At 36.1% G+C, this 17,258-nt stretch carries 13 protein-coding genes; 7 read left to right on the top strand and 6 right to left on the bottom strand.

From position 1 onward, the window contains the following. The first annotated feature begins 16 nt into the window (after positions 1 to 16). Positions 17 to 1,939: an ABC transporter ATP-binding protein gene (locus H3T56_RS01685; protein ID WP_198191857.1), complete on the top strand. Its 1,923-nt coding sequence runs from the start codon at positions 17 to 19 to the stop codon at positions 1,937 to 1,939. 21 nt (positions 1,940 to 1,960) lie between these two features. Here H3T56_RS01685 and H3T56_RS01680 read toward each other — a convergent pair whose 3' ends face one another. Beyond that, the gene (locus tag H3T56_RS01680) at positions 1,961 to 3,124 is read right to left on the bottom strand and encodes a sugar transporter (protein WP_198191856.1); all 1,164 of its coding nucleotides are present in this window, start codon (positions 3,122 to 3,124) and stop codon (positions 1,961 to 1,963) included. 297 nt (positions 3,125 to 3,421) lie between these two features. Between H3T56_RS01680 and H3T56_RS01675 the strand changes: the two genes are divergently transcribed. Then, entirely contained in the window at positions 3,422 to 4,162 is a 741-nt protein-coding gene (locus tag H3T56_RS01675; protein ID WP_198191855.1) for a phosphatase PAP2 family protein, read from the top strand. A gap of 76 nt (positions 4,163 to 4,238) precedes the next feature. Here the strand turns inward: H3T56_RS01675 and apbC are convergent, their stop codons facing one another. Beyond that, positions 4,239 to 5,306: an iron-sulfur cluster carrier protein ApbC gene (apbC, locus tag H3T56_RS01670; RefSeq protein WP_086357466.1), complete on the bottom strand. Its 1,068-nt coding sequence runs from the start codon at positions 5,304 to 5,306 to the stop codon at positions 4,239 to 4,241. A gap of 253 nt (positions 5,307 to 5,559) precedes the next feature. Here apbC and metG point away from each other — a divergent pair, with 253 nt between their 5' ends. Next, a complete protein-coding gene (metG, locus tag H3T56_RS01665) occupies positions 5,560 to 7,587 on the top strand; it encodes a methionine--tRNA ligase (RefSeq protein ID WP_198191854.1) in 2,028 nt (675 codons plus the stop codon). A 1,300-nt stretch (positions 7,588 to 8,887) separates the two neighbouring features. On the opposite strand, the gene H3T56_RS11670 is transcribed toward metG, so the two are convergent. Next, the gene (locus H3T56_RS11670) at positions 8,888 to 9,013 is read right to left on the bottom strand and encodes a hypothetical protein (protein WP_255542213.1); all 126 of its coding nucleotides are present in this window, start codon (positions 9,011 to 9,013) and stop codon (positions 8,888 to 8,890) included. Positions 9,014 to 9,050: 37 nt separating this feature from the next. Between H3T56_RS11670 and H3T56_RS01660 the strand changes: the two genes are divergently transcribed. Beyond that, a complete protein-coding gene (locus H3T56_RS01660; RefSeq protein WP_198191853.1) occupies positions 9,051 to 10,187 on the top strand; it encodes a hypothetical protein in 1,137 nt (378 codons plus the stop codon). Between the two features lie 448 nt (positions 10,188 to 10,635). Here H3T56_RS01660 and H3T56_RS01655 read toward each other — a convergent pair whose 3' ends face one another. Beyond that, positions 10,636 to 11,415, bottom strand: a complete 780-nt coding sequence (locus H3T56_RS01655; protein ID WP_198191852.1) for an SDR family oxidoreductase — start codon at positions 11,413 to 11,415, stop codon at positions 10,636 to 10,638. 232 nt (positions 11,416 to 11,647) lie between these two features. Here H3T56_RS01655 and H3T56_RS01650 point away from each other — a divergent pair, with 232 nt between their 5' ends. After that, positions 11,648 to 12,538 (top strand): LysR substrate-binding domain-containing protein, encoded by an 891-nt coding sequence (locus H3T56_RS01650; RefSeq protein WP_086354381.1) that lies wholly within the window; start codon positions 11,648 to 11,650, stop codon positions 12,536 to 12,538. A gap of 112 nt (positions 12,539 to 12,650) precedes the next feature. On the opposite strand, the gene tolC is transcribed toward H3T56_RS01650, so the two are convergent. Further along, a complete protein-coding gene (gene tolC / locus H3T56_RS01645) occupies positions 12,651 to 13,997 on the bottom strand; it encodes an outer membrane channel protein TolC (protein ID WP_065650751.1) in 1,347 nt (448 codons plus the stop codon). 140 nt (positions 13,998 to 14,137) lie between these two features. On the opposite strand from tolC, the gene nudF reads away from it, so the two are divergent. Both nudF and cpdA read left to right on the top strand, forming a co-directional pair. Further along, positions 14,138 to 14,767 carry an ADP-ribose diphosphatase gene (gene nudF, locus H3T56_RS01640; RefSeq protein WP_034902117.1) on the top strand — a complete coding sequence of 210 codons (630 nt, stop codon included), beginning with the start codon at positions 14,138 to 14,140 and terminating at the stop codon, positions 14,765 to 14,767. Between the two features lie 161 nt (positions 14,768 to 14,928). Beyond that, positions 14,929 to 15,759 carry a 3',5'-cyclic-AMP phosphodiesterase gene (cpdA, locus tag H3T56_RS01635; protein WP_198191851.1) on the top strand — a complete coding sequence of 277 codons (831 nt, stop codon included), beginning with the start codon at positions 14,929 to 14,931 and terminating at the stop codon, positions 15,757 to 15,759. Positions 15,760 to 15,792: 33 nt separating this feature from the next. Here cpdA and cls read toward each other — a convergent pair whose 3' ends face one another. After that, positions 15,793 to 17,256 carry a cardiolipin synthase gene (cls, locus tag H3T56_RS01630; protein ID WP_086361804.1) on the bottom strand — a complete coding sequence of 488 codons (1,464 nt, stop codon included), beginning with the start codon at positions 17,254 to 17,256 and terminating at the stop codon, positions 15,793 to 15,795. Positions 17,257 to 17,258: the final 2 nt, after the last annotated feature.

Raw genomic sequence — 17,258 nt, 5'->3', positions numbered from 1 at the left:
AATAAAAACCACAAATATGTCATTAATTAATCTTACCAATGCCTATTTATCATTTAGTGATGCGCCACTTCTTGACCATATCGATATGTCGATAGAAACTAACGAGCGCGTTTGTCTTGTTGGTCGTAACGGAGCCGGTAAATCAACTCTACTAAAAGTGCTGAATAAAGAAATACCACTTGATGAAGGACAAATTGTTTATGAAAACAACGTAATTGTCTCTCGATTACAGCAAGATCCACCTCGCGATATTCAAGGAAATGTGTTTGACTTTGTGGCGGAAGGTTTAAAAGAACAAGCGCAATTATTAAAAGATTACTATGCATTGTCACACTTGGTTGAAACTGATCCAAGTGAGGGTAATCTATCTAAATTGGCTAAAATGCAAGAACAGCTTGATCACCAAAATGGTTGGCAATTGGATAATCGTATTCGTAATGTCATTTCTTCACTGTCATTAGATGGCGATGCGTTGCTCTCATCATTATCGGGTGGTTGGTTGCGTAAAGCGGCATTAGCCAAAGCACTCGTTTGCCAACCATCAGTACTATTATTGGATGAACCAACTAACCATTTAGACATCGATACCATTAAATGGCTGGAAGAGTTTTTAAAAAGCTTTAATGGCAGTATTGTTTTTATATCGCATGACCGATCCTTTATTCGGCAAATGGCGACGCGGATTATTGATTTAGATCGCGGTAAGGTTGCTTCTTGGGGCGGTGATTATGACAGTTATTTGCTAGGTAAAGAAGAAGCGCTGCGTGTTGAAGAGTTACAAAATGCCGAATTTGATAAGAAGTTAGCACAAGAAGAAGTCTGGATCCGTCAAGGTATTAAAGCTCGTCGAACACGTAACGAGGGGCGAGTAAGAGCATTAAAAGCGATGCGGCAAGAATATTCACAGCGTCGTCAAGTTATGGGCAATGCAAAAATGCAGATCGAAGAAGCACTGCGTTCAGGTAAAATTGTCTTTGAGCTAGATAATGTCAGTTATCAAATCGATGATAAAGTGTTGGTTAAGGACTTCACGGTACAAGTGTTACGTGGTGATAAAATTGCCCTAATTGGCCCCAATGGTATTGGTAAAACCACATTATTAAAACTGATGCTAGGTAGTTTAGCACCGACCTCAGGAAGTGTTCATTGCGGTACCAAACTTGAAGTGGCTTATTTTGATCAGTATCGATTAGAGCTTGATCCAGAAAAAACCGTTATGGATAACCTTGCAGAAGGTAAGCAAGAGGTGATGGTAAATGGTCGCTCAAGACATGTACTTGGTTATTTGCAAGATTTCCTCTTTCCACCAAAACGCGCTCGAACACCGGTCAGAGCACTCTCGGGTGGTGAACGAAATCGCTTATTATTGGCAAAACTCTTTTTAAAACCAAGTAATTTATTGGTGCTTGATGAACCAACTAATGACCTTGATATTGAAACGTTGGAACTATTAGAAGAACTTGTTAACGATTATCAAGGAACGGTTTTACTTGTTAGCCATGATCGGCAATTTGTCGATAACGTAGTTACCCAATGCTGGTTTTTTGAAGAGCAGGGGCGAATTGGTATTTATGCTGGTGGTTATACCGATGCATTGCAGCAGCAACAGCAAGCTAAACCGGTTAATAAGCAAGTAGCTACTAACAAAATCAATGAATCGGCTAAAACTGACACCATAAATAGCGCAAGCGCCACGCCAGTAATTAAAAAGAAGGTAAAGTTAAGCTATAACGAACAACGCGAACTTACTCAGTTACCGCATAAAATCGAGGAGCTTGAAACCGCTATTGCCGATTTACAAGCACAAATTGGTCGTAGTGACTTTTTCAATCAACCTCATGAAGTAACCAGTCCAATACTGCAATCTTTAACTGATAAAGAAGCGGAACTTGAAGCCGTCTTTGAACGCTGGGAACAGCTTGAAGCATTAAGTCAATAAGCGCTCAATGTGAGCGCTTATTTACCAAGTTCTTCTGGAAAGAAGGTAAAAGAGCATTAGGGCAATAGTCACAAAAACAGAACCGACAAAGCCAATGTAATGTGTGGATAAATAAACCAATACTTGGCTACCAACAAAAGCTCCCCCACCGATACCGATATTATAAATGCCCGAATAAACCGAGGTTGCAATATCGGCAGCGTCAGGGGCAGCATCAATGACTTTACTTTGCATCACCATACTAATGATAGTAATGGCTAGCCCCCAAGCCATACCTTGTAATATTGCGGTAATTAGGCTGAAAGAACAAACATAAAGTGATAACAAGCAGGTCAATAATAATAATGCCGGAATCACAAATATTGCGATAGGATGTGAATCAGCATATTTGGCAAAAATGACACTGCCAATCATACCTGAGAAACCAACAGCTAATAACAGACTAACGACAACATGCTCACTAAAACCGCCAACATTGAGCATAAATGGCGTAATATAAGTATAAGCTGTGAAATGACCAGTTATTATAATTGCGGTTAGCAAATAGATATTTAGTAATACTGGGCGTTTGAGTACTTTAGGAATATCTTTGATTAAAATCTTATTCAAACTTGGTACTGATGGTAACAAATAAAGTAGCGACAACATGACACAAAAGGCGATAAAACCAATACATAAAAAGGTTATTCGCCAGCCAACAAGTTGTCCGATCATGGTTCCAATTGGAATCCCTAAAACAGTTGCCATAGAAGTACCAACCACGATAAAGCCCATAGCTTTAGCTTTTTTGCCATTGGGTGCTAAACGAACAGCTAAAGGTGTGGTAATGGCCCAAAATACCGCATGCGCGCAAGCGATACCAAGTCTTGCCACCATTAAACTGTAAAAACTCCAAGCAAAACCTGCAAGGATATGACTACCGATAAATAGACAAAACAAAAATATCAGTAGTTTTCGCCGATCCATTTTTGAAGTTAATACCGTTAACGGTAAAGATAATAACGATACCGCCCAAGCATAAATAGTTAATAATAGCCCGGCATGTGCGACATCCATCGAAAAACTTTCAGCAATATTCGGCAGTAATCCAACTGGTACAAACTCTGTGGTATTGAATATAAACGCAGCAAGGGCAAGGCAGAGAATCGACGACCAGATTCGAGACCGTTTATTAGCATTATTCATGATTAATGTTATAGAAGGGATTGAGATTCAATAAGCTGATTATAGCTGAATATTAGCGACTATTAAACATTCATCGCCATAAATTATGCGGTTATCAAAAATCTTCAGCAATCAATAGTAATGTGCTGTTCTTCATAAAAAAATTTTGCTAACTAGTGTTTACTGTTTTATTATCAAACTGTACTGTATTTATAATAATTATTGCTAATCCCATTACATATAAAACTTGCCGTTTCTTTATTGGTTCTATTAAGTTGCGTTGTTATCATTAATTAAAATAGTACTTAGGAGATATCTATGCGTAAAAAGTTTTTATATTCATTAGTAGTATCTATTTTATTTTGTTTTAGTGTCCATGCCATTGAGGTTAAAGATGTAACCACAAATCCGAATGATTTTTATCTTACCCAAGAACAAGCGCCAGATAGTTTACATTTATTACCGCCACCACCAGCATTTAATAGCGTTGATTTTTTAAGAGATAAAGCAATGTATGATTGGGGAAAATCCATGCGAAATACAGAGCGAGGTAAACAAGCTTATCTTGATGCTGATTCGAGTAAAAATAACGTTACTAAACAGTTTTCAGCCGCTTTTGGATATGATATTTCAATTGATAGCTCGCCTGAGATTTATAAACTTATTACCACAATGAAAGAAGATGCTGGCGATCTAGCAACTCGATCGGCTAAACAATATTACAACCGCATTAGACCATTCTCATTCTTTAATGAAGCCACTTGTCGCCCTGAAGACGAAAAAACATTATCGACTAATGGCTCATATCCTTCCGGACATACCACAATGGGATTTGCTATAGCCTTAGTTTTAGCTGAAATACATCCAGAACGGCAAAATGAAATTTTAAAACGAGGTTACGAAGTTGGTGAAAGCCGAGTTATTTGTGGTTATCATTGGCAAAGTGACATTGATGCGGCAAGAGTCATGGCGGCGGCAGTAGTTGCACAGTTACATACTAATTCTGCATTTATTGAACAATTAGCTAAAGCAAAAGCTGAACTGAATCAATTTCAATAGCTATAGGGTGTTTGTAGGTAACTAAATCATTTTCTTATATTGGTTGTTATCCTTTAACAACCAATATTAATTTCCGTTATAGCGCCTTAAATGATATATCCGGCAAAATTGTTTCTCCTTGCCAATACAGTTGACTAGCAACTTGTGCGGCAATATTACAATATAATTGCGTAAATTCACTATCAGGATGACTGACTACCGTTGGTTGTCCAGAATCAAGATCTTGGCGTAATAAACGGTGCAGCGGCATTTGACCAAGTAATTTTGTTTGGTATTTTTCAGCTAGACGCTTAGCACCATCCTCACCAAAAATCGCTTCATGGTGACCACAATTTTCACAGATGTGATAACTCATATTTTCAATAATACCAAGAGTTGGAATATTCACTTTATTAAACATCGTGATGCCTTTTTGCGCATCAATTAATGCAATATCTTGTGGTGTGGTAACAATAACCGCTGCTGTAACAGGAATGTTTTGTGCTAATGTTAATTGGATATCACCAGTACCTGGTGGCATATCAATAACCAAATAATCAAGTTCAGGCCACAGTGTGTCTTGTAAAATTTGTAAAAGCGCTTTACTTGCCATTGGTCCGCGCCAGACCATCGCACCATCGGCAGCAACTAAATAGCCAATTGAATTACTAGCAAGGCCATAAGCCATAATCGCTGACATATGTTTATTGTCAGGCGTTAATGGTTGTTCTTTTTCAGTGCCAAGCATGGTTGGGATTGACGGGCCATAAATATCAGCATCTAAAATACCCACTTTAGCCCCTTGTTTTTGTAAAGCTAAAGCTAAATTAACTGCAGTTGAGGATTTACCAACTCCTCCTTTACCGGAACTTATCGCAATAATATTTTTGATATTATTAATAGCATGGTGACTATTGGCTCGCTTCAATGTGGCAATATTATAGTTAATATTCCAATTCACTTTTTCAACACCATCTAATTCAAGTAATAATGGCGTCACTGTTGTTTTCAGATCTTCAAAACCAGTTTGCCAAGCAAAAGGCATGGTCAAGCTAATCATTAGTTCTTGATTAACCCGTTCACATTGGGAAATAGCCCCAAGTTCAATCAAATTTTTCTGTAAAGTAGGGTGACGAAAATTCTCAAGAATTTTTTTTGCTTCCATGTTAATAAACCTTGTATCTAGCTCGTTGGTATATATTTAGTTATTTTACTTTAATTTGTTATCGATATTATCAATAACTTTAATGGACAATAAATTACAAAATTATCTTTTTTACATTCCAATAAAAATACAACCAGTTCAAAATTGATTGGTTTTATAAAGAAATTTAGGCAAATTATGGCATAAATCTAGCGATAATCACACGATTGTTGTACTATTTCTGCCATTATGAAATTAAAGGTAATAATTTAACATGACAACTCAACGCAAAATATTGGTGACTTGTGCGCTTCCATACGCAAACGGTTCAATTCACTTAGGCCATATGCTTGAACATATTCAAGCTGATGTATGGGTTCGCTACCAGCGCATGCGTGGCAATGAAATCTATTTTATTTGTGCCGATGATGCGCATGGAACGCCGATTATGTTGAAAGCTCAGCAATTAGGCATTACTCCTGAGCAGATGATCGCGGAAGTAAAAGTCGAACACCAACGTGATTTTGCCGGATTTAACATTAGTTTTGATAACTATCATTCAACCCATAGCCCTGAAAATCGTGAAATATCAGAACAAATATATAAACGTTTAAAAGCGAATGGTTATATTAAAACTAAGGTTATTTCACAACTGTTTGACCCTGAAAAACAGATGTTTTTACCTGATCGTTTTGTAAAAGGTACTTGCCCTCGTTGTAAAGCACCAGACCAATATGGTGACAATTGTGAAGTATGTAGTGCGACTTATAATCCTACTGATTTAATTGATCCTAAATCGGTTGTTTCTGGTGCGACGCCAATTTTGAAACAATCTGAGCATTTCTTCTTTGATTTACCTGAGTTTGCCACAATGTTACAAACTTGGATACGTTCAGGTACATTACAAGAACAAGTTGCTAATAAGATGCAAGAATGGTTTGAAGCAGGTCTACAACCGTGGGATATCAGCCGTGATGCCCCTTATTTTGGTTTTGAAATTCCAGACGCACCGGGTAAATATTTTTATGTTTGGTTAGATGCGCCAATTGGTTATATGGGCTCTTTCCTTAACTATTGCAACAAAAATAATAAAGCGATTTTTGATGAATTCTGGAATAAAGATTCAACCACCGAGCTTTATCATTTTATTGGTAAAGATATTGTTTATTTCCATAGTTTGTTTTGGCCAGCAATGCTAGATGGTAGTCAACATCGCAAACCATCAAATATTTTTGTACACGGTTATGTAACCGTTGATGGCGCTAAAATGTCAAAATCTCGTGGTACTTTTATTCAAGCAAGTACCTATCTAAAACATCTGGATCCAGATTGTTTACGTTACTATTATGCCGCTAAATTGTCGCCACATATTGATGATATTGATCTTAATCTTGAAGATTTTGTTCAACGAGTTAATAGCGATTTGGTAAATAAAGTGGTTAACATCGCATCACGTTCGGCTGGATTTATTAGTAAAAGATTCGACGGCAAATTATCTGATAATATTGCTGCACCAGAACTTTACGCCTTATTTGTCGAAAAATCGCAAGTTATTGCTGATGCTTTTGAAAAACGAGAATCAGGTAAAGCGGTACGTGAAATTATGGCTTTAGCTGACGAAGCTAACCGCTACATTGATGAAAAAGCACCATGGGTGGTTGCTAAACAAGAAGGGCAAGATCAGCAATTACAAGATATTTGTTCAATGGGGATCCATTTATTCCGTATTTTAATGACCTATTTAAAACCTATCGTACCTTCATTAGCTGAACGTAGTGAAGCATTTTTAAATAGTCAATTAGAATGGCATACAATTGATAAAGCCTTAACCGGTCATAAAATTAACAGTTTCAAAGCATTATTCAACCGAATTGATATGGATAAAATCACAGCCATGATTGAAGAAACTAAACAGCAAGCGGCAGCAACCACACCAGCAAAAGAAAAGGTAGCCGAACCAATAGCTGAAACCATAAATTTTGATGATTTTGCTAAAGTAGATATGCGCGTTGCCTTAATCAAAAACGCCAGTTTTGTTGAAGGTTCAGATAAATTATTGCAATTAACGCTAGATATTGGCGATGAAACCCGTAATGTTTTTTCAGGTATCAAACAATACTATCCTGAACCTGAAGTATTAATCGGCCGTTTAACCATTATGATTGCTAACTTGGCACCTCGTAAAATGCGTTTTGGTATTTCAGAGGGTATGGTGCTTTGTGCTAGTGGTAAAGATGACAATGAAGGTGTTTATCTATTATCACCAGATAGTGGTGCTAAACCGGGGATGCGAATCTCGTAAAGATATGTAATCAATTCTTTAATCTGCATCTTAACAAGCTATTAGGCTTGTTAAGATGCTTAAGTAAAATAATATTACAAATAGAAGTTTGTTCTGTTGCTCAATTGATCGTTTGCTAAACCCAATAATAAACGTTTATTTTGGCAAATAAGTATGGTGTATTTAATTTAGCGACATTAGCAATGTGCTGACAACTGAGTGAGGTTAGCATGGCAAACAGGGATGTTTGGCAAGGCGGTGCTTTGTCAGGAACAAATCACAGCCGGTGCGTTAAGAGCGAACGAAGGCGGAAGGCAGTCACCCAGTGACCACTTGCGTAGTCGCCGCGGGAGATTGTAAAGAGGGTTCGCGCCAACCCTCTTAACTCGGACGTAATCGCCGTATAGAAACAACCGCAAAACAACAAAACGTCCGAAACTCAAACAACCAAAAAAAGTTGAGGAACGGGGTTTTTGAACCTTAAATTCCTACTTATTGCTAACCCTTTTTTTTAACTTAAAATAAAGTATTTAAAAATCAATATGTTGAAAAATGGCTCAAAAAAAGGGTTTTTATTGGTAAAAATGGACTTTGCCTTTTTGCCAACTGCATTTATAGTATATTGGATTCTAGTTCACTACCGTGTAGGTAGCTTAGAAAGAATGTTCTTCAGCAGTAAAAGACTTTTTTAGGTTCACTACCGTGTAGGTAGTATAGAAATATATAAGTGGCGGTATAGGTAATATCAAGTAGTACACCGCTTATTGAGTAGGTTAAAAATAGTGATTTTTAAAGAGGGGGAATAAAGGGTCTATTATTTCTAATAAACAACAAATAACCGATGCTGTTTTCGGGCTAGCAGTATTCATCTTTACAAAAGTTAACAATAAAACCATCAAAAAAAGTTGCATGGTTTTTTGCAATCACTATACTTTTATAGCATATTTATACGAATGGATAAATTTTATGCCATTAGGCTTAAAATTTTAAATAAATCATAAAATTGGATTGACAAGGATATCTGATATGGATTATAATTTTCAACACACAACACACAACACACAACCTGCCCAACCTATAATTTCATCTCTCTAAAGTTAAGCTCACACCGTTTATTATTTAACCGCAGTTTATTATTTCAGCAATTTCCAAAATTTCCAAAATTTCCGAAATTTAAGCAAAATTTTTCAAAATTTCTTGGTTTAGCTTGTTTATCTCGGCAGATTGTTTTCGCGTTAATCTTAGTTGTTTTACTTTCTACCTCTTTTGCTAATTATGCATTAACCACAAAAACAACCAATATTATTTATGGCTCAGCCCCTTATTTAACCTTTGATGGAGGTCGTACCCGGGTAACAAATACCGCAGCGCTACTGGGGATATCCCTTTCTGATGGTAGAGCATTTACTCCGACAACCAATAATTCGAGTGAAACTAATCCTATCATTTTACCTGTTATTGGTCAGAGTTTTAATGATATTGGTATGTTAGTACCAAGGAATACTGATTCTATTGCATTAAGTTCACTTATTGGCGCACCGTATAATTATTGGGGGGATGATGATGGCGATGGTCAGGGGATTGATGGTGTCACCGCTACCGGTAGTTTAAAATTATCTATTGTCAATAAATGGAATCTAGTTGTTGCCCGTAATGAAGTGCTGGATATTTGTAGAGCGCCATATAAATTAACCTTATCTAATGATGGCGGTATATTAAAAACACGTTATGGAGTACCTAATGAAAGTCGTTTTAGTGCAGGTAATGCCACTTATTATATTAATCCTAATCCTAATATATCATCGCCAGTGATTTGTTTTGCAATACCTCTCTCACACAATAATAATGGATATATTGTTCCTGCTTCCATTTGGGACTGGCATAAGAGGGGGTTTCTAACACAGTCAGTCACGCCGTCGTCTTATGGTTCAAACTTCCCGACTACGGGTGCTAATAATTTGTATTTTGATTTAGATATTGTTGGTAATAATCAGGCCTTATCTTGGGCGCCGGTTTCGCATGGTGGTATTACGGCGACGATGACCGATTCAACAAGTACCAGCGTTCGAGTCACCCTAACGGGTCCTGTTGCTACACCATCGCAATGGCAATCAGAAAATCCATATAGCATCGGTAGACTATCTTTACCGCAGACATTTGAGTTAGTTGGTCGAGATAGCAGTGGTAATGCGGTGGTCAAATATGGATTTAAGTTAAAGCAGTGGTTTGTTAATCGTGGTCCTGATAAATATACCTATTCTAGTATGAACTCTTGGTGTAATAATATTGGATACTACCGTGTTCCAAAGGTCAAGGATTTAACTAATGCGAATTGTGATTCACCATGTCAAAGTGCAAGGCCTTCGCCTTGGGTAAATTATTCCTCGCATCACATTGGTGCAGGATTTTTCACGGAATGGGGGAGGATGGACTCTTACAGGGGGGCTAACTTCAAAGAAAGAAAGTACTATTGGACGCGTGATAATACTTCTTATAATGCGCTCTATACGGTTGATTCGTTCGACGGTAATATATACTACGCTTATAGGGATAACAGCAATAACAGCAGTAGCAACGATTTCAACAAACCATACCAATATGGACTCTGTGTCTATCCTTAGCTATTATTTCTTAGTTCTTAGGTATTGAAGCCGAGGATAAGAAAAATAACGTTAGGACGTTAAACAATCATTGCCCTGCCAAGGCAATGGCGTTGACGAAGTAGGCGTTAAAAAGCGATTTTGTGGCGCGACATTCGCAATGTGCTGACAACTGAGAGAGGTTAGCATGGCAAACAGGGATGTTTGCCAAGGCTGTGCTTTGTCAGGAACAAATCACAGCCGGTGCGTTAAAAGCGAACGAAGGCGGAAGGCAGTCACATCGTGACCACTTGCGTGGTCGTCGCGGGAGATTGTAAAGAGGGTTGGCGGCAACCCTCTTAACTCGGACGTAATCGCCGTATAGAAACAACCGCAAAACAACAAACGTCCGAAACGAAAAGAATAAAAAATTTTGAGGAACGGGGTTTTTAAAGCCCCAAAATCACTTTAATCGCTTATGTTCGATTGTTTATTTCTGATTTTCTGCTGGATTACCAGAATAAGGAAAGATACTATCTTTTAAACTGAATGAAAAATCCTTCGTACTGATCTCGCCAATGATTTTGTTGCTATCATAAAGGGCTAATAAAAATTCAGCCATTTGATCGGCAGAATGATATTTAGCAAAACTTTTATCATAATCATATTCATCAACATTATTGGCTTTTTTGCCAAATTCCGTTTGTGTTGCCGCCGGAGCAAGTACTTTTGCTCTTAATTGGGCTTTAGCTTGTATTAGTTCTTGAGCAAGCCCTTCAGTGAATGCATTAACATAAAATTTTGTTGCGCAATAGGTAACAGCATTTGGCACAATGGTATAGCCGCCGCGAGATGATATATTAATCAACTGAGTATTTGCTTGATCTTTATATTTACGTACATAAAGTGTTGATAGAATGGTTAATGCTTCAATATTTAAATGCAACATTGATTCAATCTTTGTTAAATCTTGATCATTTACACTGCCATAATGACCAAAACCAGCATTATTAATCCAAGTTTCGATAAAATAATTCTCTAATTGATTGAATAAATGATAATTAGACTGTGTATTGGTTAAATCACAAACTTTTATAATAACTTCAACTTTGGAATTTATTTCTGCTATTTGTTGTTTTAATGATTCTAAATTTTCTTTTCTTCGAGCAATCACTATCAGATTTTTGTTTCTTTTGGCAAATGCGATTGCCGTTGCATAACCTATTCCCGAGCTAGCACCAGTGATAACGGTATATCTTTTGTTTTCCATTTTTAATCCTTTTGTTACTTAGATTGGTACCAAACTTTTAATAAGTTGATATCACTAAAATATTTAACTGACATAAAAATCGTTAGGCAAACTTAATCAACAAAATTTTGTTTAATGATGATTATATACTGATTAAATTTCCGTATTTAATTAAAGATCTATATTATATTGATTGATAAAATGACAATAAATAATATCAAAATTGATTTATTAACAACTGAGGATTGCTAATGTGGATTTAGTTAAATGTATGGAAGCATTTGTTATAACCGTAAAAACAGGCTCTTTTGCTGCGACGTCTATTTCGTTAAATACCTCCCCACAGATGATTGCTAAATATATTCTTTTTTTAGAAAATTATTTGGGGCTGAAATTGCTTAATCGAACGACAAGATCACAACATTTAACAGAGTTTGGTAAACAGTATTATGAACGATGTTTGTTTATTCTAAGTGAAATTAAAAGTACAAAAACATTAGCGCAGCAATTTAGTCAAGAACCCAAGGGAAGATTAAGGATTAGTGCCCCAATTAGTTATGGTCAATTTAATTTGATTCCTGTGATAAGTCGCTTTATGAAATGTTATCCGAAAGTGAATATTGATATGCAATTAAGTGATCGTTATGTCGATTTAGTTAAAGATGATTTTGATGTGGTATTTCGAATTGGCTCATTAAATGATTCAAGTTTAATTGCTCGTAAACTAAGTGATTTACAGCTGATTTTTGCTGCGTCACCAAGCTATTTAGCTCAAAATGGCGTACCAGCAATACCTGACGATTTGAAAAAGCATCAATGCTTAATTTATCAATATGTCAATCCGACCAAAAAGGATAATTTGTGGCCATTTACTATCAATGGCAAATTAACTAATATCGCTATTTCAGGTGCATTTCAAAGTAATAATACCACTGCATTGGCTGCAGCCGCTATTGAGGGATTAGGCGTCACAATGTTACCCGAGTCAGTACTGAATGAGTCGATTAAACAAAGTAAATTAATTCCTATTCTGCAAGATTTTTTGCCCCCGCCCAGAGAAGCTCATCTTTTGTATACAGCAGATAAGCAAAGATTACCTAAACTTAATACTTTTATTGAGTTTATGGTTAATGCTATGTCTTGATATATTTTGCAATACACTTGGTAATAGAGTTAAATTAGAAAAATTAATCACCCAAAATAGAAAAAGCGATCTGATGATCGCTTTTTTATGTCTGATTTAACTTTATAGTTGATTATTTTATCGTTGCAATGGTACTAACTTCTTTACCTAACATGTTGTTTAAGTAAACTAAATCACTTGCAGTTAAAGTACCAACAGCATATTTCAACTGTAATAAGCTAGTTAAATAGTTGTATTTAGCATCGGATAGATTGCGTTTTGAGCTATAAAGTTGTGTGGTGGCATTAAGTACATCAACAATAGTTCGCGTACCTACTTGATAACCAGAAGATGTGGCTTCTAATGAACTTTGTGCAGAAACCACCGCTTGTTGATAAGCTTTAATCGCACTAATTGATGATGAAATATTGTTATAAGATGAGCGAACTTGGTTAATCACACTACGATTAGTACTTTCAAGTTTTTCACTAAAACTGACAAAATTATGTTGTGCTTGTTGCACTTGTGATACGGTCGCCCCACCAGAGAAAAGCGGTAAACTTACACTCACACCAACCCTATTATCCCCTGAATATTTTTTGCCAGCGGTATGACGTTGATAATTGGTGTTACCATAGCTATCAGATTTATTTAAGTTAGTGGAGGCATCAAGACTTGCCGTAGGCATAAAACCTGATTGTGCCATTTTTATTTGATCACGAGCTATCTCTTGATTTAACTTCATAGTTAGTAAGTTAAGATTGGCGGTTTCAGATTGTTTTAACAGTGTGTTAATTTGTGTTGGTGCTTGAGTTTTAAACGTTTTAGTATCAACACTGGCTAGCTTAGAATAAAAGCGACCACTTACTTGACGCAATGATTCAATAGCGTTATTTAAATCATTTAATGCGTTAACTTGTTGCGCTACTGTTAAATCGTAATTTGCTTGTGCGTTTTGTACATCGGTAATAGCCACTAAACCGACTTGATGTTGTTGACGAGTTTGCTCTAATTGACGACCAATTGCTTTTTTCTGAGCATCGATAAAGCTTAACGCATCAAGGCATTTAAGTACATTGAAGTAAGCAACAGAAGTGTTTAAAATTAATGTTTGGCCTTGGTATTGGTAAGAAATATCTGCAATAGTTGCTTGTTTTTTCGTGATATCTAAAGCTTTCCAATTAGAAAAATTGAAGATACTTTGCGATACGGCGACTTGATACAAGCTACCGCTTTTAGTTTTAATTCCGCTATTGTCTCGACGTCCATGGGCTACTCCATAAGAAGCACTTAAGCCTACTTGTGGCAATAAGCTTGCACGAGAACCTGAAATTGCTGAATAAGCTTTATCTTTTTCAGCCAATGAACTGCGTAAATCTGGATTGGTTTCTTTTGCTTGTTCATAAACCTGAACTAAGTTTTCAGCAAATACAGATTGACTTAATGCTAAGCCAATTAAAAAGGTTAAAGTTTTTTTCATCAATCTTTCTCTTTAAAAGCAATAAAATAGAATAATATTTTTCAATTGCATAATTTTAACAGATAATTAGCATATAGAAAGTGTCCATATTAGTTATTCGCACTTTTTATTAAAATTTAGCTTAAAATCGAGAACTTAATATGAAATATAAACCTACTCCAGTAATTTTTAACAAAAAAGATGTGTTTAATTTAACTAAACGAATTTTATATAAAGGTTTTTTTTCGTTGTTTGAATATCGTTTTCAATATCGTAAATTTGATGGTTCAGTGAGTGAAATGGTTTCGCGTGAAATTTTAGAACGTGGTCATGCGGTGGTACTTTTAGCTTATGATGATAAACGAGATGAAGTTGTCCTTATTGAACAAATTCGTATTGCAGCGATTGATACCCAAGCTAGTCCATGGATATTAGAGTTGATTGCCGGCATGATGGATCATGAGAATGAATCGACAGAAGAAGTTGCAAGACGAGAAGCTATGGAAGAAGCGGGTATAGTTATTGGACAATGTAAGCCGATCATAAGTTATTTGGCCTCACCAGGTGGCTTAACTGAGCAGTTGCATATTCTGGTTGGTCAAGTTGATTCTTCGACCGCAAAAGGTGTACACGGTTTGGCCGAAGAAAACGAAGATATTAAGGTTCATGTGGTGAGTCGTGAACAAGCGTATAAATGGGTTGAAGAAGGGGTAATAAATAATGCCGCCTCAATTATTGCGCTACAGTGGTTACAACTTAATCATCTGACATTAAAGAATGAATGGAAATAAGCAGTTTTTTGTTAAACTAAGCAATTATTACTTTCCTAAAAATAGAATTTATTTTACAATTTAAGTTAACATCATGATTTAAAAATAGAAATTGTGATGTTGATCACAATATCAATTCTATTGCTGACATGATTTCATATAATAAATGATAGAGGTAGATTTTGGAGTCACTTTTAAAGCTTCAAATACGTAATAAGCATTGTGCAAAAATACTGCATATTACCGATACGCATCTGTTTGCTGATGATAATGGTGCATTGCTAGGCGTTAAGTCAAATGCCAGTTTTTTATCAGTTATTGCTGAAATTGAGCGCAGCAATAAGAAGTTTGATTTGATTGTTGCAACAGGTGATTTTGTCCAAGATGGTGCTAAAAAATCATATGCACGCTTTGCTGAGCAAATTCAAAAATTTGCTACACCATGTGTTTGGTTAGCCGGTAATCATGATAACTATAGTTATATGCAAGAGGTATTTTCGAATTATCAACTTGCTGAAAATAAAAGTATATTACTCGGTGATAACTGGCTAATTGTATTACTAAATAGTCAAGTGGTGGGTAAGGCTTATGGAATGTTGCCTGAATCTGAATTGCAGTTTTTACAAAATACTTTAACTGCGCATGCCGATAAAAATGCCCTTGTATTTTTACATCATCATCCGATTCCTTCGGGTTGTGATTGGCTGGATGAACATATTTTAAAAAATAGTTATAAACTTGAAGAAATTATCAAACGTTTCCCTAATATAAAAGGAGTAGGTTGGGGACATATTCACCAACAACAAGATCATATTTGGCATAATTGTCTTGCATTTTCGACGCCTTCTACATGTTTTCAATTTAAACCTAATTGTTATGATTTTCAGTTATCTAATGCAGATGCACCTGGGTGGCGAGAAATTATTCTTAATCAAGATGGAGTGATTGAATCTGACGTTTTTCGTATTGCGGATAATCAATTTTTACCCGATATATCACAAAAAGGTTATTAGGGTATTTTTTGTACGTTAATTTTTTAAAATTAATTAGAGTAAAGGGGCAAAAAAGTAAAATAATCGTTCAATAACTCGTTGCCAGATCGGTCGCTTTTTCCATTTTTGGATATTAATTTCTTCTGACTGTGATAAATATTGTTTTAGTAGCTGTGATAGTGATTTGGCAAATTGAGCGTCATCAATTACAGTAGTAATTTCAAAATTCAACCATAAACTGCGCATATCTAAATTAACCGTTCCAACTAGACTAAGTTGATTATCAATTAGAACACTTTTTGTATGTAATAAATTATCATTAAATTGATAAAGTTTAACGCCACTACTTAATAATTCCGAAAAGAAAGCGCGACTGGCCCATTTTACCATTAATGAATCGTTCTTTTTCGGCGTAATGATGATGACCTCAACACCACGTTGGGCGGCAGTACATATTGCATGTAAAATATCATCACTAGGTACTAAATAAGGTGTAGTAAAAATAATTTGTTCTTGAGCAGAATAAATTGCTGTCAATAACACTTGATGGATCATGTTTTCGGTATAACCAGGGCCAGAAGGAATAAGTTGCATAATATGTTTCTTTTCTTCTGGTGGTTCGGCAAAATCAGTGATTTGTGGAAGGGCTAAATATTTACCTGTTTCAAGTTCCCAATCACTAGCGTATATAGCCCCCATTAAGGTGGTAACCGGTCCATTCATTCTAATCATGATATCAACCCATTCTCCAACATGCTTATTTTGTTTGAAGAATCTAGGGTCAACAATATTCATACTTCCGGTATAGGAGATATAGTTATCTATAATGGCTACCTTACGGTGTTGACGCAAATCAAGTCGTCTAAACATAAATCTCAACAGATTAACTTGTAACGCCTCTATAATGATAATACCTGCAGCACGCATTCTTTGACAGGCTTTCGATCTAATAAAATGTCTACTTCCTGCTGAATCAATCATTAATCGACAGGTAACGCCTCTTTGTGTGGCTTGTATTAGTGCTTGTTCAACATCATCCGCTTTACCGCCTTCATTCCAGATATAAAATACCATTTCTATGTTGGAGTTGGCATTATTGATATCGTCAATAAGACGATTAAAAATCGTGTCGGTATCACTTAATAATTCAATATGATTACCTTTTATACCATCAAGTCCTGTTTGATGTTTACAAAGTTGAAAAATAGGCTTACTGACCTGGCTTACTTTAGCAGTAAAAATGTCTGGGAAAGCGCTTAATTGATTAATAAATTTGGCGATAGTTGGGCGCATTTTTTGCGCACGCTTAGCTCGCTGTTGCCCTAAGTGGGTTTCGCCTAAGGCGAAGTAAAGAATAATGCCAATAATAGGTAATATATAAATGACCAACATCCATGCAATCACATAAGTAGTTGGTCTTCTTTTGAAGACAATACGTAGCGTGGTCGACACAATAAGCAACCAGTAAACGAGAATAATTAATGTACTTATTAATGCATGGAATGATGTAAATTGCATAT

The organism is Gilliamella sp. W8123, assembly GCF_016101085.1.
GTDB lineage: Bacteria > Pseudomonadota > Gammaproteobacteria > Enterobacterales > Orbaceae > Gilliamella > Gilliamella apis.
This window is presented reverse-complemented; position numbering and strand designations above follow the sequence as displayed.

Bases quoted from the DNA above. Each gene is read 5' to 3' on its own strand.
- H3T56_RS01685 (WP_198191857.1), top strand. From the start codon at position 17: ATGTCATTAATTAATCTTACCAATGCCTATTTATCATTTAGTGATGCG.
- H3T56_RS01680 (WP_198191856.1), bottom strand. From the start codon at position 3,124: ATGAATAATGCTAATAAACGGTCTCGAATCTGGTCGTCGATTCTCTGC.
- H3T56_RS01675 (WP_198191855.1), top strand. From the start codon at position 3,422: ATGCGTAAAAAGTTTTTATATTCATTAGTAGTATCTATTTTATTTTGT.
- apbC (WP_086357466.1), bottom strand. From the start codon at position 5,306: ATGGAAGCAAAAAAAATTCTTGAGAATTTTCGTCACCCTACTTTACAG.
- metG (WP_198191854.1), top strand. From the start codon at position 5,560: ATGACAACTCAACGCAAAATATTGGTGACTTGTGCGCTTCCATACGCA.
- H3T56_RS11670 (WP_255542213.1), bottom strand. From the start codon at position 9,013: ATGATAGGATTAGTTTCACTCGAATTATTGGTTGTCGGAGTAAATGCT.
- H3T56_RS01660 (WP_198191853.1), top strand. From the start codon at position 9,051: ATGTTAGTACCAAGGAATACTGATTCTATTGCATTAAGTTCACTTATT.
- H3T56_RS01655 (WP_198191852.1), bottom strand. From the start codon at position 11,415: ATGGAAAACAAAAGATATACCGTTATCACTGGTGCTAGCTCGGGAATA.
- tolC (WP_065650751.1), bottom strand. From the start codon at position 13,997: ATGAAAAAAACTTTAACCTTTTTAATTGGCTTAGCATTAAGTCAATCT.
- nudF (WP_034902117.1), top strand. From the start codon at position 14,138: ATGAAATATAAACCTACTCCAGTAATTTTTAACAAAAAAGATGTGTTT.
- cls (WP_086361804.1), bottom strand. From the start codon at position 17,256: ATGCAATTTACATCATTCCATGCATTAATAAGTACATTAATTATTCTC.